The organism is Paracoccus sp. (in: a-proteobacteria), assembly GCF_030538655.1.
Taxonomy (GTDB): Bacteria; Pseudomonadota; Alphaproteobacteria; order Rhodobacterales; family Rhodobacteraceae; genus Paracoccus.
This window is the reverse complement of record NZ_JAUNTO010000006.1, coordinates 103,531-124,811: the sequence shown is the minus strand read 5'-3', so window position 1 is coordinate 124,811 and position 21,281 is coordinate 103,531. Positions and strand designations below refer to the sequence as shown.

Genomic DNA, 21,281 nt, shown 5'->3' with positions numbered 1-21,281 from the left:
CGGTATGCAGGGCCGTGTCACGCTTGACCGCGTGCGCCCCGCAGATGCGCCCGCGATCCGCGACGGGCTGCGCGACTGGCAGGTGGCGCGCTGGCTGTCTTCGGTGCCGTGGCCTTACGGTCTGGACGATGCGATGGATTTCATCAAATCCGCCGGTGCCCGTGAATGGGCGATCCGCGTCGATGGCCAGTTTGCGGGCATGGTGCGGGCGCGGCGCGATTTCGGCATCTGGATGGCGCAGCCGTGGCAGCGGCGCGGGCTGGCGCTGCGCGCCTCGGTGCTGGCGCTCAGCCGGGCGTTCGCAGGCGGTTCGGCGCAGATTTCGGCCAGCCATTTCGAGGGCAACCACAGGTCCGCCGCCCTGTTGGCCAAGCTGGGGTTCCGCGACGCCGGGCCAAAGCAAATCCCGTCACGCGCCGAAGGAACGCGCCTGCCGGGCCGCCGCCTGCTGCTGACACGGGCCACCTTTGGCGCGCGCCACGGGCTGCGGCTGGAAACGCCGCGCCTGACCATCGACGGTATGCGCGCCGCCGACCTGCACGACCTGCGCCGCATCGGCACCGATTGCGCTGTTGCCCGGATGCTGCTGCGGTTTCACGCCGCCATGACCGAAACCGACCTGATCGCCCTGTTCCCCGACGAATCGCTGGTGCCGCCTTTCCGTCTGGTCGCGCGGCGGAAAAATCGGGTCTGCGGCTCTATCGGGATCGGGGCGGGCAAGGTGCCGCCGATCTGGTATTTCCTTGATCCGGCCATCGCAGGTGCCGGGCTAGGCACGGAAATGCTGCGCGCCTTTCTGGCCGAGGTGCAGCTGCGCTATGGCCTGACCGAAATCGAAGCTCAGGTGTTCGCCGACAACCCGGCCTCGCGCCATATGCTGGAACGGGAAGGTTTCAGCGTGACCGGCAACATCATGCTGAACTCAGCCGCGCGCAGCGTTCCCGCCGCGGGCTTGCTGATGCGCTGGCAGCCCCCGGCCCTGTCTTTCGTTTGAAAATATCCTCTGGGGGTCCGGGGGGCGAAGCGTCCCCGGCCTTTGGGCACCTCAGTCGTCGCTGCCGATCACGCGAAACCGGGCACGCCGTTCCTCGGGCGTTTCGGGCAAATTCGGCGTCGGGATGACAGGTTTGCGCCAGGGCGCCGCATCATCGGCAAAGCCACGGGCCGAGGGCGAAGGGATCATCACCTCGGCCCCGTCGATCACCGGCGTCACCTGTTCGCCCAACAGATCAAAACGGCGCGGTGCCAGCCCGATCTCACCCTCTGCGATCAGACAGCCAAGGGCGCGGGTGACATCGCCCAGATCCGACCGCAGCGGCAGCAACAACATTCGGCCACTGATCGCGGGACGACCGTAATCGGCAGGGCCGGACAGCCGCAATTCGGCGATCTGCGGGGCTTTGAACACGGTTTCCAGCACATCCGACAACCGCCCGCGCGAGGCAGGGTTCAGGAACGAACACACCGGCATCCCCCGCACCTCCATCCCCATCAGGTCAATCAGATGCCGCCCGGCCAGACGGAACCGCGCCGCCCCCGGTGCGATCCGTTCCAGAATGAAGGCATGGTCCAGTGCCCGGTGAATGCCGCGCGGTTCAATATCGGACCGCAGCGGAACCGCCCGCCCCTTGCGCAGCCCCTGCCAATAGGCGCGCAAATCGGATAATATCCGCGCGGGCTGTTCGGGATTGAAATCAACCATGCGCAGCACCTGACCGCCCTGTTCGGCCATAATGCCGGGCTGGTCGGCAGAACCATCGCTGTCAGACACAAGACACCTGCAAGAATTACTCATTGTTACCCTGCCGATATAACCATATCTCATATCGAAATCGATTCCCATATTAACAGATGGTTAAGACCGAGGGTGATCTTGACCCCCGCAGCGGGGCAGGGCATGTCAGGGCATCGGTTGCGCGGGGCGCGCGCGGCCACTCTGCTTTGGGATGGGCGCCATGGATCGCACCGGACTGCTTATCATTCTGTCGTCACCGTCGGGTGCGGGCAAATCGACACTGGCGCGGCGGCTGATGGACCGGGATGACAGCCTGCGCTTTTCCGTTTCGGCCACAACCCGCCCCCCCCGCGCGGGCGAGGTGGACGGCCAGCATTACCATTTCACCACCGTGCAGGATTTCCGCGACATGGTGCAGCAGGGCCGGATGCTGGAACATGCCGAGGTGTTCGGCAATTACTATGGCAGCCCGCGCGATCCGGTGGAAACGGCGATGCGGGCCGGGCGCGACACGCTGTTCGACGTGGACTGGCAGGGCGGGCAACAGATCCGCGCCTCGGCGCTTGGCGCGCATGTGGTGTCGATCTTCATCCTGCCGCCCTCGCTGCCCGAACTGGAACGTCGCCTGCGGTCGCGCGCGCAAGACAGCGATCAGGTGATCGCCAACCGCATGGCGCAATCGCGCGACGAAATCAGCCATTGGGCCGAATATGACTATGTTCTGGTCAATGACGATCTGGACAAGGCCGAGGCGCAACTGCGCGCCATCCTGACGGCCGAGCGTCTGCGCCGCACCCGCGCCGTCGGCCTTGGTCCCTTCGTCAAAAATCTTATGGAGGAGCGGGCATGATCTGGGAACTGGATGGCATCGCCCCCGACATCGCGGCGGATGCCTGGGTGGCGCCGGATGCGCAGGTCATGGGCCGCGTCGTGCTGGAACAGGGGGCCTCGGTCTGGTTCGGGGCGGTGCTGCGTGGCGATAACGATGAAATCCGTGTCGGGCGCGGCTCGAATGTGCAGGACTTGTGCTGCTTTCACACCGATCCCGGCTTTCCGCTGACCATCGGCGCGGATTGCACCATCGGCCACCGCGCCATGCTGCACGGTTGCACCATCGGTGACGGTGTGCTGATCGGCATGGGCGCCACGGTGCTGAACGGCGCGAAAATCGGCGCGGGCGCGCTGATCGGGGCAGGGGCGCTGATCGCCGAGGGCAAGGAAATCCCGCCCGGCGCGCTGGTCATGGGTGCCCCCGGTCGCGTTGTGCGCGAACTGTCGCCCGAGGCACGCGCCGGCCTGCTGAAATCGGCCGAGCGTTATCGCGCCAACGCTGCCCGCTTTCGCGCCGGGCTGCGCCCCGTGGTATAGCGCCGGTGTCGTCGCGCCCGGCAGTGATCGACGCCGCGCTGCAATCGGTGCCGGTGGCGATTCTGGTGCTGGACCGGCGGGCGCGGGTCGTTGCGGCCAGCGCCACGGCGCGGGCGATGTTCGGCGATGATCTGCTGGATCGCCCCTTTGTGACCGTGCTGCGCCAGCCGATGATCGTGGATGCGGTGGAACGGGCCTTGGCCACACAAGACCCGCGCGCTGTCACCGCGCATGGCACGCCTCATGCACATACGTTGCGGGTCAATATCGGCACAGCTGGGCGCGATCTGGCCTGTGATGTGACCGTGGCGGCCATCGACATGGCGGGCGGGGGGGTTACGGTGACGCTGCTCGACCGTTCCGGGCAGGAATATGCCGAACAGATGCGGCGCGATTTCGTGGCCAATGTCAGTCACGAATTGCGCACGCCGCTGACCGCGCTGATGGGCTTTATCGAAACGCTGCGCGGCCCGGCCCGCAATGATGCCAATGCCCGCGACCGTTTTCTGAAGATCATGGAATCAGAGGTCGGGCGGATGAACCGGCTGGTCATGGACCTGCTGTCGCTCAGCCGGGTGGAATCCGAAGAGCGGCGCAAACCGATCAACACCATCGATCTTGCCGGTCTGGTGCGCATGGTGGCCGCCACGCTGACCCCAACCGCGACCGCCGCCGGGGTGACGGTTCACGTTCAGGGCGCCGACATTCAGGCCTGGGTTGCGGGCGATCACGATCAGCTTGTGCAGGTGTTTCAGAACCTTGTCGAAAACGCGGTGAAATACGGCGGCAGCGGCGGCAGTGTCACCTTGCGCCTGTCGCATCTGCCGCACGAACCCGTATTGCGCGGCCCCGCATGGGCCGTCGTGGTCGAGGACAAGGGCGAGGGCATCGACCCGCTGCACCTGCCGCGCCTGACGGAACGCTTTTACCGCGTGGACAGCAGCCGGTCGCGGTCTCAGGGTGGCACGGGTCTGGGGCTGGCCATCGTCAAACACATCATCAGCCGCCATCGCGGGCGGCTGCGGATTGACAGCGAACCGGGCAAAGGCAGCCAATTCACCGTGATCCTGCCCCAAATCCAGCCGACGCCCTGATTTATCGCAGGCAGTTGTCTTGATTTCCGGGCGGGAAACGCGGACAAGACCATCCATTCGCACGCAAGGCTGGCAACAGACCGGCAGCGCAAGGCAAGGCAAGGCAAAAGGGGCACGAACGGCCAATGGGCGCCTATATCCTGCGGCGGTTGCTGCTGATAATCCCGACCCTTCTGGGGATCATGCTGGTCAACTTTACGCTGACCCAGTTCGTGCCCGGCGGTCCGATCGAACAGATCGCCGCGCGGATGCAGGGCGAAGGCGACGTGTTCCGCAACATCGCCGGTGGCGGGGCCGAGGCGGGGGGCGGTCAGCAGGATCAATACGCCGGTGCGCGCGGCCTGCCGCCGGAATTCATCGCGCAACTGGAAAAGGAATTCGGCTTTGACAAGCCGCCGGTGCAGCGGTTCCTGTCGATGATGGGCAATTATCTGACCTTCGATTTCGGGCGGTCGTGGTTCCGGTCGATCAGCGTGGTGGATCTGGTGCTGGAAAAGATGCCGGTGTCGATCACGCTGGGATTGTGGTCCACGCTGCTGGCCTATCTGATCTCGATCCCGCTGGGGATCCGCAAGGCGGTGCGCGACGGCAGCCGCTTTGACACATGGACCAGCGGCATCATCATCATGGCCTATGCCATCCCGGCCTTTTTGTTCGCCGTGCTGCTGATGGTGCTGTTCGCGGGCGGATCATACTGGAAAATCTTCCCCCTGCGCGGCCTGACCAGCGACAATTTCGCCGATCTGTCCACCTTGGGGCAGATCAAGGATTACCTGTGGCACATCACCCTGCCGGTGACGGCGATGACGATTTCCAGCTTTGCCACGCTGACGTTGCTGACCAAGAACAGCTTTCTGGACGAAATCAACAAGCAATATGTGATGACTGCCCGCGCCAAGGGTCTGACCGAACGCCGCGTCCTTTACGGCCACGTTTTCCGTAATGCGATGTTGATCGTGATCGCGGGCTTTCCGGCGATGTTTCTGGGTGTGTTCTTTGGCGCCTCGATCCTGATCGAGACGATCTTTTCGCTGGACGGCCTTGGCCGCCTGGGGTTCGAGGCCGCCGTGCAGCGCGATTACCCGGTGATCTTCGGCACGCTTTACGTCTTTGGATTGATGAGCCTTGTCGTCGGTATCCTGTCCGACATGATGTATGTGTTTGTCGATCCGCGCATCGACTTTGAATCGCGGGCGGGCTGATGGCGATGTCTGAACTCAACCGCCGCCGCTGGCGCAATTTCCGCCGCAATTCCCGCGCCTTCTGGTCGCTGGTGATCTTTTCGACGCTGTTCGTGCTGTCGCTGTTCGCGGAACTGATCGCCAATGACAAGCCGGTGATCGTGAACTATCGCGGCGAATATTACTTTCCCAGCTACAAGTTCTATCCCGAAACCACCTTCGGCGGCGATTTCGGCACGCAGGCGATCTATTCCGACCCGGCGGTGCAATGCCTTATCGTTTCCGGCGGGCGCGAAGAATGCTGGGACGAGCCCGAAGATTTCATGGCCGCTGTCCGCAGCGGATTAACCGACGTGCCGCGCGATGAGCAGGGCTGGATGATCTGGCCGCCGATCCCCTATCACTTCCGCACCATCAACAACGTCGGCACCGCGCCAAGCGCGCCTGACGCCAACCACTGGCTTGGCACTGATGACACCGCCCGCGATGTCACGGCGCGGGTGATCTATGGCTTTCGCACCTCGGTGCTGTTTGCGCTGATCGTGACGGTGGTGGCCAGCAGCATCGGGATCACGGCGGGGGCGATTCAAGGCTATTTCGGCGGGCGCACCGATCTGGTGTTTCAACGAATACTAGAGATATGGGCATCAACCCCCTCACTTTACGTCATTATCATCCTGTTCGCGATCCTGGGCCGATCTTTCTGGCTGCTGGTTTTCGTCACCATCCTGTTCGGCTGGCCTGCCCTTGTCGGCGTGGTCCGGGCCGAATTCCTGCGCGCGCGCAACTTTGAATATGTCCGCGCCGCCCGCGCCTTGGGCGTTTCCGACCGGATTATCATGTTCCGCCATATCCTGCCGAACGCCATGGTCGCGACGTTAACCATGCTGCCCTTCGTCGTGACCGGCACCATCGCCGGGCTGGCGGCGTTGGATTACCTTGGCTACGGCCTGCCCGCCGGGTCCGCCAGCCTTGGCGAAATGGCGCTGCAAGCGAAACAGAACCTGCAAGCGCCGTGGCTGGCCTTCACCGCCTTCTTCACCTTCGCGATCATGCTGTCGCTGCTTGTGTTCATCTTCGAGGGCGTGCGCGACGCCTTTGACCCGCGAAAGACATTCAGATGAGCGCCGTTCTGGACGTAAAAGACCTGCGGATCAGTTTCCGGCAGGAAGGCCGCATCACCCCCGCCGTCAAGGGCGTCAGCTTTCAGATCGGGCGTGGGGAAACCGTCGCGCTGGTGGGCGAATCCGGTTCGGGCAAATCCGTTACCGCGCTATCCACCGTGCAACTCTTGGGCGATTCGGCCATCGTCGAAGGCTCGGTCACCTATGAGGGGCGGCAGATGGTCGGCGCCCCCGAGGCGACGCTGCGCGACATCCGCGGCAATGACATCAGCTTTATCTTTCAAGAGCCGATGACCTCGCTCAACCCGTTGCACACGCTGGAACGGCAGTTGGCCGAATCGCTGGCGCTGCATCAGGGCTTGCGCGGGGATGCCGCCCGCGCCCGCATTGTCGAGCTGCTGACCCGCGTCGGCATCCGCGACCCGGAATCGCGGCTGGCCGATTACCCGCATCAACTGTCGGGCGGCCAGCGTCAGCGCGTGATGATCGCCATGGCCTTGGCGAACGGTCCCGACCTGTTGATCGCCGACGAACCCACCACCGCGCTGGACGTGACCATTCAGGCGCAAATCCTTGATCTGCTTGCCGAACTCAAGGCATCCGAAGGGCTGTCGATGCTGTTCATCAGCCATGATCTGGGCATCGTCCGCCGCATCGCCGACCGCGTGTGCGTGATGAAAGACGGCGAGATTGTCGAGCAAGGCCCGGTTAACGAAATCTTCGCCAATCCCCAGCACCCCTACACGCAAAAGCTGCTGGCCGCCGAACCCACCGGCACCCCCGACCCCATCCCCGAGGGGGCCGAACCCATCGTGCGCACCGAAAACCTGCGCGTCTGGTTCCCGATTCAGCGCGGGCTGCTGCGCCGCACGGTCGGCCACGTCAAGGCGGTGAACGACGCCAGCCTGACCGTCCGCGCGGGCGAAACCCTTGGGATCGTTGGCGAATCCGGCTCGGGCAAAACGACGCTCGCCCTTGCCATCATGCGGCTGATCGCCAGCGACGGCCCGATCCTTTACCTTGGTCAGAATATCGCCGGATGGACCTCGCGCCAGCTTCGTCGCCTTCGCCGCGACATGCAGATCGTGTTCCAGGACCCGTTCGGCAGCCTGTCGCCCCGCATGACCATTGAACAGATCATCGCCGAAGGGTTAACCGTCCACGGGGTTCAGCCGGGCCGCAACCGCCGCGACATGGTGGCCGAGATCATGACCGAGGTCGGTCTCGACCCCGCCGCCATGCACCGCTACCCGCATGAATTCTCCGGCGGCCAGCGCCAGCGCATCGCCATCGCCCGCGCCATGATCCTGCGCCCCAAGGTTGTCGTGCTGGACGAACCGACCAGCGCCCTGGACATGACCGTTCAGGTCCAGATCGTGGATCTGCTGCGCGGCTTGCAGCGCAAACACGGACTGGCGTTTTTGTTCATCAGCCACGATCTGCGCGTGGTGCGCGCCATGTCGCATCAGATCATGGTGATGCGCGCCGGTGATGTGGTCGAACAGGGCAGCTCCGAGGCGGTATTTACCGCGCCGCAGCAGGAATATACCCAGAACCTGCTGCACGCGGCCTTTTCCGGCTCGATTAAAAGCTGATGGGTTGTCATGTGCAATCATCTGGGCGTGCGGTATGTTTTTTGCCCACCCCTGGCGATCAAGGTGAATCAATAAAGGGGGCGTGGCGATAACTTGCGCAATAACCTCTGCGGTGGTGGCAATTTGATTTCTCGGGGGCAAGTGAGTTTTATAAGGTGGATACAGGAGATCCACTTGATGGTTGGTCGGTCCCAATCATGCAAGACTCCGCTCCCGTTCCGCCTTTTATGGGGTTTCAGCAAGAGGAATGCTGTTACCTTCTACCATATGCGCGACACGGACAAGATCAGCCTGAGGCAAACATTTTCTCGAATGCTTAGTCTGCGAAATAGCTGTCTGGCTTTGATTTCACTTCAGTTCCACGGAGCCGGGCTGAAAATGCGGCCGTGAATGCCACTGGGAACGGATTCGCGATTGATGGCAGCGCCGCCTATAATCGCGCGCCTGTCCGCCATCAATTCAGCTTCAGGCCGATCAATTTTGGCAATATATTGTTACAAAAACAATCTGCTTAACTATATGAATTGTCGGAAATCTTATAAATATCTGGCATCGACATTCCATTTCCGGACCGTCCCTTTACATGGACGTCGCCTGGGCCTGTTACCGAATATAGCCATCTGCCAACGCTGAACTTCAGCATTGACGGGCATCTCTACTCTGACTTCTTCAACGTCACCGCCCTTCTGTCGATCCGCTCCCTGCTGCCCTGCCACAACGCGGCCTGTTCCGACACTGACACAACCCAACCGCCCCGGCCCGTCCGGGGCGTTTTTCCGCGCAACACCCGCCCGGCTGTGCACGACCTGTGTACAGGCTGTGTACAGCCTGTGCACAGTCTGTGCGGCGCCAAACCCAGCATTTGCTGGCCTTTCCTGCCCCCGTTGCACCATCTACCGCACGCCGCGTTGCGCGAACGTTGCGCGGCGGCTATCACCCCCTTATGCGCATCCTGTTCGTCCACCAGAACTTCCCCGGTCAGTTCCCCCACCTCGCCCCGGCCCTGGCCGCGCGCGGCCATCAGGTGATCGCGCTGACCGACGAAAAGAACCAGCGTCCCAGCCCGGTGCCGGTGGTCCGTTATCAGGCCCCGCAACCATTAGAGAAGCCGCCGCAATTGGGCAAAACCTATGCCGAATATGCCGAACGCGGTTGGATGGCGGCGCGCGGATGCCGGGCGCTGCGCGACCGGCACGGGTTCACGCCCGACGTGATTATCGGCCATTCCGGCTGGGGCGAGACCTTGTTTCTAAAGGAAATTTACCCCGACGCCAAGCTGCTGATCTATGCCGAGTTGCTGTATCGCACCCGTGGTCAGGATGTCGGCTTTGACCCCGAATTCAGCAGCGCGACGGATGAGTCGCGGGTGCTGACCGTGGCCCGCTCCGCGCATCTGATTCAGGGCATCGTGCAGGCCGATGCCGCGCTGTCGCCGACCCGCTATCAGGCGGACAGCTTTCCCCTGGAACTGCGCCAGAAAATCACGGTAATTCATGACGGTATCGACACTCGCCACATCCGCCCCGACCCCGATGCACGCCTGATTCTGCCAGGTGGCCAGGCGCTGAAACCCGGCGATGAGGTGCTGTCCTTTGTGGTCCGCTCGCTGGAACCCTATCGCGGGTTTCATATCTTCATGCGCGCCTTGCCGCGGGTGCTGGCGGCGCGTCCGAACGCGCAGGTCGTCATCGTCGGCGGCGAAGGCGTCAGCTATGGCGGCGTGCCAAAGGATGCGGAAAGCTGGAAAATCAAGATGATGTCCGAGGTCGGCCCCCGACTGGACCTGTCGCGCGTTCACTTTCTGGGTCGGGTGCCCTATGTGCAATACCTGTCGCTGCTGCAAGTGGCGCGGGTGCATTGCTATCTGACCTATCCCTTTGTTCTGTCATGGTCTTTGACCGAGGCGATGGCCGCAGGCCCGCTGATCGTCGCATCCGATACCGAACCTGTGCGCGAACTGATTGTGGACGGTCAAAACGGTCGTCTGGTGCCGTTTTTCGACGTGGATGTGCTGTCTGACAGGCTGGTGCAGGGCCTTGCGGGCGACCCCGATGCGCCCCGCCTGACCACCGCGGCGCGCCAGACCATCACGGGCGGCTATGATCTGCACAACCACTGCCTGCCCGCGCAAATCGCATGGGTGGAAAGCTTTGCGTCGATGGGCTAGATCGCCCTCGAAAGAGAGGATGCCATCATGGTCACGATCCGCCTGACGAACAGCAAAACGCGCAAGAAAGAGGCGTTCACGCCGCTGAATCCCAACGATGTGCGGCTGTATCTGTGCGGCCCGACCGTCTATGACCGAGCCCATCTGGGCAATGCCCGCCCGGTGCTGGTGTTCGACGTTCTGGTGGGGCTGCTGCGCCATGTTTATGGCGACAAAGCCGTGACTTACGTGCGGAACTTCACCGATGTTGACGACAAGATCAACGAAGAAGCCTCGCGCCTCCGGGCCGCTGGCGCGCGCGGCACGCTTGAGGAATTGATCGCGCAGCGGACCAAGGAAACCATTAGCTGGTATCACGCCGACATGGACGCGCTTGGCGCCGCCCGTCCCGATCATGAACCCCGCGCGACCGCCTATATCCCGCAGATGGTGGCGATGATTTCCGGCCTGATCGCGCGCGGCCACGCCTATGAGGCCGACGGCCATGTGCTGTTCGATGTGCGGTCTTTCCCGGAATATGGCCGTCTTTCAGGGCGTTCCGTCGATGACATGATTGCCGGCGCGCGGGTCGAGGTGGCGCCCTACAAGCGTGATCCGATGGATTTCGTGCTGTGGAAACCCTCCAGCGACGAACTGCCCGGTTGGGAAAGCCCTTGGGGTCACGGGCGGCCCGGCTGGCATATCGAATGCAGCGCCATGTCGGCGGAGCTGCTTGGCCCGGCCTTTGACATTCACGGCGGCGGGATTGATCTGCTGTTCCCGCATCACGAGAACGAGGTCGCGCAAAGCTGCTGCGCCCATCCCGGCGCGGGGTTTGCGCAGATCTGGCTGCATAACGAGATGTTGCAGGTCGAGGGCAAGAAGATGTCCAAATCCTTGGGCAATTTCTTTACCGTGCGTGATTTGCTGGGCCTTGGCGTGCCGGGCGAGGTGATCCGCTTTGTGCTGCTGTCCACGCATTACCGCAAGCCGATGGACTGGACTGCCGCCAAGGCGAGCGAGGCCGAGGCGGTGCTGCGCCGCTGGCGCGACCTGACCGAAGGTGTCGAACCCGGCGACATCGCCCCCGCCGTGATCGAGGCGCTGGCCGATGATCTGAACGTCGCGGGCGCGATGGCGGTGCTGCACGATCTGGCCGGGCAGGGCGACGGGCCGGGGCTGCTGGCTTCGGCGCGAATGCTGGGGCTTTTGCAGCCGGGCATGGGCGCTTGGGCACAGGCGGGCGAGGATGCGGCGGCGCTGATCGACCGCCTGCTGACCGCCCGCCAAGACGCCCGCAAAGCCCGCGATTTCGCCCGCGCCGATGCGATCCGCGACGGCTTTGCGGCGGCAGGGGTCGAGGTCAAGGACACGCCGCAGGGCGCGGAATGGTCGCTGGCGCCGGGCTTTGACGTAGACCGTCTGCGCAGGCTGACCGAGGACATGGCGTGACCCTGAATGCCTGCGCCGAGGCGCTGCGCCAGCATGACCCCGAACGTTTCGGCATGGCCATGGCGGCGGCCCCGGCTGACCGCCCCTTGCTGCTGACGCTGTATGCGCTGAACCTGGAATTGGCCCGCGCGCCGTATCAATCTGCCGAACCGATGCTGGCCGAAATGCGGCTGCAATGGTGGGATGACCGGCTGACCGAGATGGGGCAGGGCACCGCCCCGCCCCTGCACGATGTGCTGACTCCGCTGTGGGCGGCATGGGGCGACCGCGCCGGCGGCCTGACCCCGCTGGCCGAGGCGCGGCGGCGTGATTGCGCACGCCTGCCGTTTCAGGACGCGGATCAGGTGGTCACTTATGTCGATGCCACGGCGGGCGGGCTGATGTTGGCGGCGACCAGCGCTTTGGGCGGCGCGGATGCGGCGGTTGTGGCCGATCAGGCGCGCGGGGCGGGGCTGGCGGCATGGTTGCGTGCGCTGCCGCAACTGACTGCGATCAACATGGGCTTTCCGCTGCCAGATCCGGCCCCGGCGCGCGCCCTGGCAGCCGAGGGGCTGGCGGCGCTGGATCGTGCCGCCCGCGCGCCACGCCGTGCCGTCCCGCGCCGCGCTGCGGCCGCGCTGTTTGCAGGCGCGGGGGCGCGGGCCGTGCTGCGCGATATTGCCGCCGGGACCGACCCGTTCGCTCCGCAACCGGCTGCGTCCGAATTCCGTCGCCGCGCCGCGCTGGCCCGGCTGGCGCTAACCGGGCACTGGCGCACCTGACCCCGGCTGGCGACCTGTGCACACAGCGCGTGCAATCCGCCAAAATGCCAGGCCGCCGCTGCGAAAGGTCTTTTCCTTGCGCCCGGCTTGTGAAAGGAATCCGCCAAAGCGCACAGGGCCAAATCAGAGGGGCATATGGCAATAAGCCGCAGATCCGAGGCCGCACAGGGCTATTCCCTGATCGCGCCGCCGTTCATCTATGCGGTGCTGGTGCTGGCCGCACCGCTGCTGACGATCCTGTCCTACAGCTTTCTGACCGATGGCTATCTGGAAATCATTCCGACGCTGACGTGGGAAAACTATCACTTTGTGCTGACCGATCCGGTGGTGCGGGCACTGATGTGGCGGTCGCTGTATGTGTCGGTTTCGGTCACGGCTGTGACCGTGCTGCTGGCCTTTCCGATTGCCTATTACGTCAGTTTTGTGGTGCGCCCCGAACGCAAGGCGCTGTGGCTGTTTCTGATAACGATCCCGTTCTGGACCAGCTATCTGATCCGGGTGTTTCTGTGGTCCGTCATCATGGAACAGAACGGCGTTATCAACTCGGCCCTGATGGGGCTGGGGATCACGGATCAGCCCATCACCATGCTGCGCACGGTGGGGGCCATCGTGATGACGCTGGCGCACGCCTATGCGCCCTTTGCGATCCTGCCGATCTTTGTGGCGCTGGAAAAGATCGACCGTTCCTTGCTAGAGGCGGGGCGCGACTTGGGCGAATCGCGGGCGATGACATTCTGGCGCGTCACGCTGCCGCTGGCGATGCCGGGGGTGATCGCGGCGGTGCTGATCGTGTTCATCCCGACTGTGGGCGATTACGTTACGCCGACGCTGATCGGCGGCGGGCGCATTCCGATGATCGCCAATATGGTGCAGGCGCAGATGCTGCCCTTGGATAACAAACCGTTGGGGTCCGCCATCGCCATCAGCGCCATGCTGGTTGTCGGGCTGGTCAGCGGGCTGTTTCTGTTCGTGAACCGGCGTTTCCTGAAGGTGCGGCAATGAGAGCGCGTTTCCAAGGTTCGGGCCTGCGCGCCTATGCGCTGCTGTATCTGCTGTTTCTGTATGCGCCGATCGCCTTGCTGCCGACTTTCGCATTCAATTCCGGCACCATCGTCGCCTTTCCGCTGAACGGATTCACGACCGAATGGTTTACGCAGATGTGGGCCAACCCGACGCTGCGGCGGGCGCTGATGAACTCGCTGCTGATTGCGGTGTCGTCATCCGTGCTGGCGACCTGTCTGGGGATCTTTGCCGCCCGCGCCTCGACCCGGTTCAGCTTTCCGGGCAAGGGCGCGATGATGGGCTTTATCCTGCTGCCCATGGTGCTGCCCGAAATCATCGTGGCGGTGTCGCTGTTGGTGGTATTGCTGGGCATCGGGCTGCCGCTGTCGATCTGGACGGTCATTCTGGGCCATACGCTGATCTGCATGCCTTATGCGGTCGCCATTCTGTCCACCGCTTTTGCCAGTCTGGATACCTCGCTTGAGGAAGCGGCCTATGATCTGGGCGAAACCCGCTGGGGCGCATTTCGGCTGATTACCCTGCCACTGGTGATGCCGGGGGTGATTTCGTCGCTGCTGATTTCGTTCACCATCAGTCTGGACGAGTTCATCATCGCCTTTTTCCTGGCGGGGAATGAACCGACCCTGCCCACCTATATCTTCAGCCAGCTGCGCTTTCCCAAGGCGATTCCGATGATTATGGCGCTTGGCACCGTGCTGGTGGCGCTGTCGATCATCTTGTTGGCAACAGCCGAGTATTTCCGCCGCCGTGGCGTTGCCCGCACCGGCAAGAAGGACAGCGGAGGATTTCTGTCATGAGCGACCGTAAACCGATGATCGAATGTCAGGATGTGCATAAATACTACGGCGATTATCACGCCCTGCGCGGGATCGACCTGACCATCCACGAGGGCGAGTTCTTTTCGCTGCTGGGTCCGTCGGGCTGCGGCAAGACCACGCTTTTGCGCACCATTGCCGGGTTCGAGGATATTTCATCCGGTGCTGTTCTGATCGACGGTCGTCATATGGAGGAGGTGCCCGCCAACAAGCGCCCCACCAATATGGTGTTCCAGTCCTATGCGATTTTCCCGCATCTGACCGTGGCGCAGAATGTCGCCTTTGGTCTGCGCCGCGACCCGCGATCCAAGGCGGAAAAGGCGGCCATGGTGGATGAGGCTTTGGCCATGGTCGGCCTGAAGGGGTATGGGGCGCGCGCCGCTCATGCCCTGTCGGGCGGGCAGCGGCAGCGGGTGGCGCTGGCCCGTGCGCTGATCCTGAAACCCAAGGTGTTACTGCTGGATGAACCGCTGTCCGCGCTGGATCGCAAGATGCGCGAGCAGATGCAGGTCGAGCTGATCAAGCTGCAACGGCAGGTCGGCATCACCTTTGTTCTGGTCACACACGATCAGGAAGAAGCCCTGGTCATGTCTGATCGTATCGCCGTCATGTTCGAGGGCGAGATTGCGCAACTGGACGGACCCGAGGCGCTGTATGCCCGCCCGGCCAATCGCCGCGTGGCCGATTTCATCGGCGTGATGAACTTTCTGCCCGCCGATATTCGCGGCGAGGACGCGGCAGGCAACGTCACCGTTCAGGTGCCGGGTCTGGGCGAGGTCATGCTGCCGCCCGGACAGATCAGCCGCCTGTCGCCCGAAGATACCGCCCCGATGATCGGCTTTCGCCCCGAGACGATGACGCTGCTGTCGCCTTCGGCCCAGAACCCGCAGCCGCGCGAGACCGAGGCCACCATCGACGAAGTGGTCTATTACGGCGACATGACCTATTACGACCTGCGGCTGGACGGGATGGAGCGCGGCGGCCCGCTGAAACCTGTGCGGATTTCCATGCGCAATGTGTTCGGGCGCGATGTGCAGGATGTCGGGTCGCGCACCCGGCTGGCGTGGTCGCCGGGGTCTTTGGTGCTGTTCCGATAGGCGCGGTTGCCGCCGGGGGCGCTTCGCCCCCCGGACCCCCAGAGGATATTTCGGGACAGAAGATGCCTGTCAGGGGGTGCGGCGTTTCAGCGTGATACGGATGCCGTTCTGGCCGCGCGTGGTCAGGCGTGCCTGCGGGATCGGCGCTTGTGCGCCGGGCGACAGGTGAAACTGGCGGGTGATGAGGGCCAGCATCAGCACGCCTTCGGCCATCGCGAAACCGGCGCCGGGGCAGACACGCGGGCCGACCGAGAAGGGGATATAGGCGCTGCGCGCGGCGTGGCGGTTGTCGGGGCGATCCCACCGTTCGGGGTCAAAGCTGTCGGGGTCGGGCCAGATCCGGTCGTGCCGGTGCAGGTGCCAGGGCGACAGCACAATCTGCGCCCCCGGTTTGGCCGGGCGGTCGCGCAGGGTTTCGGGTTTGGTGACTTGGCGCACCATCATCGGCACCGGCGGGTAGAGGCGCATCGCCTCGCGGAAGGTGTTGCGGGTCAGGCGCAAGGCAGACAGATCGGCAAAGCTGGTCAGCGGTCCGGCGGCATCGGCTTCGGCACTGACGCGGGCCTGCCATTCGGGGTTTGCGGCCAGCAGCCACAGCGACCACGCCAAGGCGGCGGCGCTGGTTTCATGCCCGGCCAGGAAAAAGATCGCCACCTGATCGGTCATTTCCGCAGTGGTAAAGCGGCGGCCGGTTTCGGGATCGGGCGTAGTCATGATCCGGGTAGCCAGATCGTCGGGGGCGGTGCCGTTCTGGATTGCCTGCATCCGCCGGTTGACCATATCCGAGATCAGCCCGCGAATTTCCATCGCTGTGCGCCGGGTCTGGCGCGCGTGTAGCCGGGGCAGCCAGCGAGGCCATGGGATCAGCGCGGCGGGGTTGACGACCGGCTGCGCGTCCTGATGGGCGCGGAAGGCATGGAACACGCGGTTGGCGGTTTCGTGTTCGATGGGCAGGGAAAACAGCGTGCGAAAGATGATGTCGGCGGCGGCATGGCTGCATTCGGGTTCAATGTCCTGTTCGCCTTGGGGCAGGCGGGTCAGGGCGGCCTCGGCGGCGGCGCGCATTGCCGGAAAGATCAGATGCAGCCGCCCACCCGCAAAGGCGGGGTCGATGATGCGGCGCTGGAATTCCCACTCGGCACCGTTTGTGACAAAGACCGACCGGCCCAGCAGCGGCGCCAGCCCTTCGCGCAGGCGGTTGGATTTGGGGAAATCGCCGGGGCGTTCCGACAGCACCAGCCGCACCAGCGCCGGATCGTTGCAGAAAAAGCTGTGGATCAGCGGGCTGCGGAACTCGGCCATGCGGGCGTGATAGAGATGCGCGGGCAGGGCCGACAACAGATCGCGCCGAAAGGCTCGGGCCAGCCGCAGCACACCGCCGCCTTTGGGCGCGGCAGGGGGCTTGGGCGGGATCATGGCTGCATCGCCAGTGCCGGGCGGGTGATGCGCCCCGGCGAATGGCCGCGCGCGCCGAACCGCTGGCGCAGGCTTTGCGGCCCGGCGGTGATGGCGAAATAGTCGTAATCCCTTGGCAGGTCAAAGGCGCAAAGATACTGAAAATGCCGCCGGAACCAGCGCCAGCGCATCGCCCTTTGCCGTTCGGGCGACAGGGTTTGTGTGAAGGCCGCCGACAGGACCAGCGGGCCGCGCTGGCCGCCCGGCGGGGTCAGCCCGTTCACCGCTACCGGATCACACAGGCCAAAGCAGCAGGCATCGCCCGGCGCGGTGACATCCAGCCAGAATATGCCATCCTGCCCGGCCAGCATGGTCAGATCCGCGCGCAGCCGGTCGGCGCGGGGCAGGGCCGTCAGCATTGGCACGACGTGACCCAGTGTCATCAGCGACAGCCGTTGCGGCGACGTGCCCCGGCGCAGGAGGTCAGCCACCGCCGACACCGCGATACAGGCACCCGAGGAATGGCCGACGATCAGCACCTCGTCCCAATCTTGCGCCAGAACCTGCGCGATACGGTCGGTAAAGGCGGCGATCCGGGTTTCCAGCGCAGGCGGATAGGCACCGCCAGTCCGGGCGGTCAGGGCGTAATCATGCATCAGGTAATAGGCGAAGATACGGCCATCCAGCCGCCGCCACAGCATCAGCACCGCCGCAAAAACCAGCGCGGCGACCGGGGCTGCAAGCCAGCCCGACAGATGCGCCACAGCCCATGCCGCAAGCGCGGCCAGCAGCAAGGCCACGACCAGTTGCGCCAGTAGCACCGCAATCGGATAGAGCGCCGCGATCACCGGCCCACGCCTGAGCCGCATCAGCCGCCACAACGCCCCCGAACCGACATAAGCCCATACCGTCTGCGCCAGTTGCAGATAGGTGGCCGGAATCGACCGCCCCATCGACCCCTGCACGATGTCGCCCCAGACCAGCACTTCGAATTCGGTATGGGTCTGTGCGCCCTTGATACGGCTGTCCGCCGCCCAGCCAAAGCCGGTGTCATCCCCACGATTCGCCTGCACCAGTGTATAGCCGGAAATCCGCGCCTGATCGGCCCCCTCGCGGCGATAAAGCTCGCGGTAGCGGCGCGGCGGGATCGGGTCATAGCCGGGGATATACAGCACCCGGCGGCGAAAAATGCGGTTCATGGTCAGTTGGTTATTCGTTCCGGGGCAGATTGTCATCCTCTGGTGGTTCAGGAAAGAGGCTTAAGGTCGCACAGCCATAGTGGCAAGGTCGCCGCGATGGTTGCGATGATCTGAGGCTTGACGGCCCACGCGACTTTCCCCAAGGGTAGGAAAGGTTAACGATTGCTACTTTGGGAGGCAGACCATGGTAAACATTCCTGGCAACACCAGCACGACGGCACGGATCACCGGCTCGGGTCAGTATCGCAGTGCTATCGATTTTTCGGGGGATGTCGATTGGTGGCGTTTTGATGTTGTCGCGGGTCTACGCTATGAATTCAGCTTTTCGGGCGATGGTGGCCCGAATTCGCTGCAATCCGGGGGTATTACACTTCTGGATTCGAATGGTCTGCGGCTGACAGGATCTGATTCTTACACGTCTTCGGTAACATCGTCGGTTTCATTTACCGCGACCGAGACCGGCACTTATTTCGTCAGCATGGCGGGGCTTTATCAGCGGACGGGCAATTATATCATCCATGCCAATGTCAATGATGATGTAAAGCGGGGCACGATCACGGACGCCAGTGTGGTGGTTAATGGCGCAACCACCGGCAGCCTTGGGCAAAAATACGACTCTGACTGGTATCGCGTCACCCTGACCGAAGGGTATTCGCATGGTTTCGTTCTGACCAGCGCCGGTGGCAATAACCCGCTGAACACAAGCACCGGCCGCATCGCGCTGATGGATGCCAATGGCACCGAGATCACCTCTGTCGGCGCGAACACCGCGCTTGGCTATCGTCCGGCCCAGACCGGGGATTTTTATATCGCGGTCTATGATTATTATGGCCGGGTTAACGGCGCAGGCGATTATCGTCTCGTATCTGATATGCGTGACAAGGTGCGCGGCGACACGCTGACCGAAGGCAATATGGTGACGGGTCAGGCCCTGAGCGGACGGATTGACGCCAGAAACGATTCCGACTGGTTCAAGATCACGCTGGCAGCGGGGCAGACCTATCGCCTTGAATCGGTCGGCACCGGCACGCTGGACAAGCTGGGGTATCACTTCCTTACGCTGCTGGATGCGCAGGGAACCCGCGTGACGGGCACGCAGGGATCGTCGAATGTGCTAAGCTATACCTCGACGGGCGGGGGCACGTTCTTTGTCGCTGTTACGGGCAATGATTCCAGCTCCTCACCTTCGGGCGAATTCAGGCTGAAAGTCACCTCGAACGCACGAGATGTGAATGGCACCAGTGCACCCGAAGAACTGCACGGGCAGGACAACGACAACGTGATTCGCGGGGGGGCCGGAAACGACACGCTGTTCGGCAATGGCGGTAACGACACGCTGATCGGCGGCGAAGGAAATGACGTGCTGCGCGGCGGCACCGGGCTGGATACGGCGCAATATGTCGTGAATGCGGCCACGCGCGTCGATCTGCGGATCACCGGGTTTCAGGATACGCTGTCCTCGGGCCGCGACCGGCTGATTTCCATTGAAAACGTCACCACGGCGGACGGCAATGACACCCTCACCGGAAACGGCGGCGCGAATGTGCTGAACGGCGGTGCGGGCAACGATCTGATTTCCGGCATGGGCGGCAATGATCGTCTGATCGGCGGGGCAGGTAATGACACCCTGCTGGGCGGCAATGGTCACGACACGCTGGATGGCGGGAATGGTCGCGACAGTCTGGAGGGCGGCAATGGCAACGATCTGCTGATTGGCGGTGCAGGCCATGACACGCTGCGCGGCGGTGCGGGCAACGATACGCTGGACGGTGGCGCGGGCAATGATCTGATCATCGGCGGCGCCGGGATCGACGCAGTGCGGTTCAGCGGCTCGGCCGGGGCGAATGTCTCGCTGGCGCTGACCGGGGCGCAGGACACCGGCTATGGCCGCGACATCATCCGGCAGGTGGAAAACGTTATCGGCGGGTCGGGGAACGATACCATCTATGGCGATAATGGCGCGAACCAGATCTGGGGGAATGCCGGGAACGACCGTATCTTTGGCGGCGGCGGTAACGACACGCTGCATGGCGGGGCCGGGAACGACACGCTTGAGGGCGGCAATGGCCACGACCGGCTGAACGGCGGTAATGGTGCCGATGTGCTGCGCGGCGGCAATGGCAACGACACACTGAACGGCGGGGCCGGGAACGACAGCCTTTACGGCGGCGCAGGGGCCGACCGGCTGATCGGCGGCACCGGACGCGATCAGTTGTGGGGCGGGGCAGGGGCCGACACCTTTGTCTTTGGCCGCAACGAAGGCTGGGCGCGGATCAATGACTGGCAAGACGGGCTGGACAAGATCGAATTCGAAGGCGCCGGTTCGATCTACAGCCTGAATATCACCAAGATCGCCGCCGGGGTGCAGGTGGTTCACAACAGCTTTGCCGGCAGCACGACAGTTGTTGTCGCCGGGGCTGATTTGAACCAGATCGACGCCAGCGATTTCATCTTTACCTAAGCCAATCGCCGCCTTCAGCGCGTCTGTTCCGACCAGCGTGCTTCATTCGCCTGAATGGCGGCGATACGCTTGTCGGTGCGGGGGTGCGACAGCAGCCAGGCCGGGGCGCTGCCCGTGCCCGTGCCGGTCAGGGCGTCCAGTTTCCCGAACAGCGATTTCTGCGGCGCGGTGCCGATGCCCGCCTTGACCAACAGCGCGCTGGCAAAGGCATCGGCCTCGTATTCATCCTGCTGCGACAGGCGGGCGGCAATGGCCGAGGACACAAGATTTGCGATCCACGCGCCGACGAACGGAATAAACCGCCCCAGCACGCCGACCAGAACCACCCGGATCACGTTCTGACCGGCAAAATCGACCATGCGGCGGCGGGTGTGACCATGCGCGACATGGCCCAACTCATGCGCAATGACCGAGGCCAGTTCCTCGGGCGTGACCTGCCCGGCATCCAGTTTACGGATAAAGCCTCGGGTCAGGAAGATACGGCCATCCGGGGCGGCAAGGCCGTTGATCGGCTCGATCTCATAGATATGTGCGCGGATCGGCGGTATGCCCATCGCCTGTCCCAAACGATCCAGCAGAGGGTTCAGCCGGGGATGGTTCAGTGGCGTTGAGCGTGCATCCAGTTCCGCCCGCAGCCGCCACACAGAAAAGAACCACATCGCAGCGGCATAAGCGAGGATCAGCAGGATCGGGGTCAGTTTCAGCATAGTGCTAAACTGGGCGGGCCGGGGCCTGTCGTCAACGGCAGCAGGCGCAAAAATGCGCAAGACGGCGCGATCAACAATGCGCCCCGGATTGGGGGCCATGCCAGGCAGGGCACGGGATACGGTGCAGA

At 63.6% G+C, this 21,281-nt stretch carries 18 protein-coding genes; 14 read left to right on the top strand and 4 right to left on the bottom strand.

The features are described from left to right. Nucleotides 1-4 precede the first annotated feature (4 nt). Nucleotides 5-994, top strand: coding sequence for a GNAT family N-acetyltransferase (locus Q4G22_RS06140; protein ID WP_303385018.1), 990 nt, complete (start codon nucleotides 5-7; stop codon nucleotides 992-994). 51 nt (nucleotides 995-1,045) lie between these two features. Here Q4G22_RS06140 and Q4G22_RS06135 read toward each other — a convergent pair whose 3' ends face one another. Then, nucleotides 1,046-1,771 (bottom strand): PAS domain-containing protein, encoded by a 726-nt coding sequence (locus Q4G22_RS06135; protein WP_303385017.1) that lies wholly within the window; start codon nucleotides 1,769-1,771, stop codon nucleotides 1,046-1,048. 184 nt (nucleotides 1,772-1,955) lie between these two features. Here Q4G22_RS06135 and gmk point away from each other — a divergent pair, with 184 nt between their 5' ends. The 12 genes from gmk to Q4G22_RS06075 all read left to right on the top strand — a co-directional run bounded on the left by gmk (nucleotide 1,956) and on the right by Q4G22_RS06075 (nucleotide 15,391). Continuing rightward, a complete protein-coding gene (gene gmk / locus Q4G22_RS06130) occupies nucleotides 1,956-2,585 on the top strand; it encodes a guanylate kinase (protein ID WP_303385016.1) in 630 nt (209 codons plus the stop codon). Beyond that, nucleotides 2,582-3,103 carry a gamma carbonic anhydrase family protein gene (locus Q4G22_RS06125; RefSeq protein WP_303385015.1) on the top strand — a complete coding sequence of 174 codons (522 nt, stop codon included), beginning with the start codon at nucleotides 2,582-2,584 and terminating at the stop codon, nucleotides 3,101-3,103. Before gmk ends, Q4G22_RS06125 begins: the two co-directional genes overlap by 4 nt. A gap of 5 nt (nucleotides 3,104-3,108) precedes the next feature. Beyond that, nucleotides 3,109-4,197, top strand: a complete 1,089-nt coding sequence (locus Q4G22_RS06120) for an ATP-binding protein (protein WP_303385014.1) — start codon at nucleotides 3,109-3,111, stop codon at nucleotides 4,195-4,197. Between the two features lie 125 nt (nucleotides 4,198-4,322). Continuing rightward, nucleotides 4,323-5,399, top strand: coding sequence for a microcin C ABC transporter permease YejB (locus Q4G22_RS06115; RefSeq protein ID WP_303385013.1), 1,077 nt, complete (start codon nucleotides 4,323-4,325; stop codon nucleotides 5,397-5,399). Beyond that, nucleotides 5,399-6,502, top strand: coding sequence for an ABC transporter permease (locus tag Q4G22_RS06110; RefSeq protein WP_303385012.1), 1,104 nt, complete (start codon nucleotides 5,399-5,401; stop codon nucleotides 6,500-6,502). Before Q4G22_RS06115 ends, Q4G22_RS06110 begins: the two co-directional genes overlap by 1 nt. Then, entirely contained in the window at nucleotides 6,499-8,097 is a 1,599-nt protein-coding gene (locus tag Q4G22_RS06105) for an ABC transporter ATP-binding protein (RefSeq protein ID WP_303385011.1), read from the top strand. Before Q4G22_RS06110 ends, Q4G22_RS06105 begins: the two co-directional genes overlap by 4 nt. Nucleotides 8,098-9,040: 943 nt before the next feature. Next, nucleotides 9,041-10,264, top strand: coding sequence for a glycosyltransferase (locus Q4G22_RS06100; protein WP_303385010.1), 1,224 nt, complete (start codon nucleotides 9,041-9,043; stop codon nucleotides 10,262-10,264). 27 nt (nucleotides 10,265-10,291) lie between these two features. Further along, nucleotides 10,292-11,695: a cysteine--tRNA ligase gene (gene cysS / locus Q4G22_RS06095; RefSeq protein ID WP_303385009.1), complete on the top strand. Its 1,404-nt coding sequence runs from the start codon at nucleotides 10,292-10,294 to the stop codon at nucleotides 11,693-11,695. Further along, nucleotides 11,692-12,456, top strand: a complete 765-nt coding sequence (locus Q4G22_RS06090; protein WP_303385008.1) for a squalene/phytoene synthase family protein — start codon at nucleotides 11,692-11,694, stop codon at nucleotides 12,454-12,456. Before cysS ends, Q4G22_RS06090 begins: the two co-directional genes overlap by 4 nt. Before the next feature lie 135 nt (nucleotides 12,457-12,591). Then, nucleotides 12,592-13,458, top strand: coding sequence for an ABC transporter permease (locus Q4G22_RS06085; RefSeq protein WP_303385007.1), 867 nt, complete (start codon nucleotides 12,592-12,594; stop codon nucleotides 13,456-13,458). Beyond that, nucleotides 13,455-14,276 (top strand): ABC transporter permease, encoded by an 822-nt coding sequence (locus tag Q4G22_RS06080; protein ID WP_303385006.1) that lies wholly within the window; start codon nucleotides 13,455-13,457, stop codon nucleotides 14,274-14,276. Before Q4G22_RS06085 ends, Q4G22_RS06080 begins: the two co-directional genes overlap by 4 nt. After that, the gene (locus tag Q4G22_RS06075) at nucleotides 14,273-15,391 is read left to right on the top strand and encodes an ABC transporter ATP-binding protein (protein ID WP_303385005.1); all 1,119 of its coding nucleotides are present in this window, start codon (nucleotides 14,273-14,275) and stop codon (nucleotides 15,389-15,391) included. The genes Q4G22_RS06080 and Q4G22_RS06075 overlap by 4 nt, the downstream gene beginning before the upstream one ends. 69 nt (nucleotides 15,392-15,460) lie before the next feature. On the opposite strand, the gene Q4G22_RS06070 is transcribed toward Q4G22_RS06075, so the two are convergent. Together Q4G22_RS06070 and Q4G22_RS06065 are read right to left on the bottom strand one after the other, a co-directional pair. Next, nucleotides 15,461-16,807 carry a cytochrome P450 gene (locus Q4G22_RS06070; RefSeq protein ID WP_303385004.1) on the bottom strand — a complete coding sequence of 449 codons (1,347 nt, stop codon included), beginning with the start codon at nucleotides 16,805-16,807 and terminating at the stop codon, nucleotides 15,461-15,463. After that, on the bottom strand, nucleotides 16,804-17,985 hold the full coding sequence (locus tag Q4G22_RS06065) for a hypothetical protein (RefSeq protein ID WP_303385003.1): 1,182 nt from the start codon (nucleotides 17,983-17,985) through the stop codon (nucleotides 16,804-16,806). The genes Q4G22_RS06070 and Q4G22_RS06065 overlap by 4 nt, the downstream gene beginning before the upstream one ends. A gap of 184 nt (nucleotides 17,986-18,169) precedes the next feature. Between Q4G22_RS06065 and Q4G22_RS06060 the strand changes: the two genes are divergently transcribed. Continuing rightward, on the top strand, nucleotides 18,170-20,446 hold the full coding sequence (locus Q4G22_RS06060) for a calcium-binding protein (protein WP_303385002.1): 2,277 nt from the start codon (nucleotides 18,170-18,172) through the stop codon (nucleotides 20,444-20,446). 14 nt (nucleotides 20,447-20,460) lie between these two features. Here the strand turns inward: Q4G22_RS06060 and Q4G22_RS06055 are convergent, their stop codons facing one another. Next, nucleotides 20,461-21,153, bottom strand: a complete 693-nt coding sequence (locus Q4G22_RS06055) for a M48 family metallopeptidase (RefSeq protein ID WP_303385001.1) — start codon at nucleotides 21,151-21,153, stop codon at nucleotides 20,461-20,463. Nucleotides 21,154-21,281 lie beyond the last annotated feature (128 nt).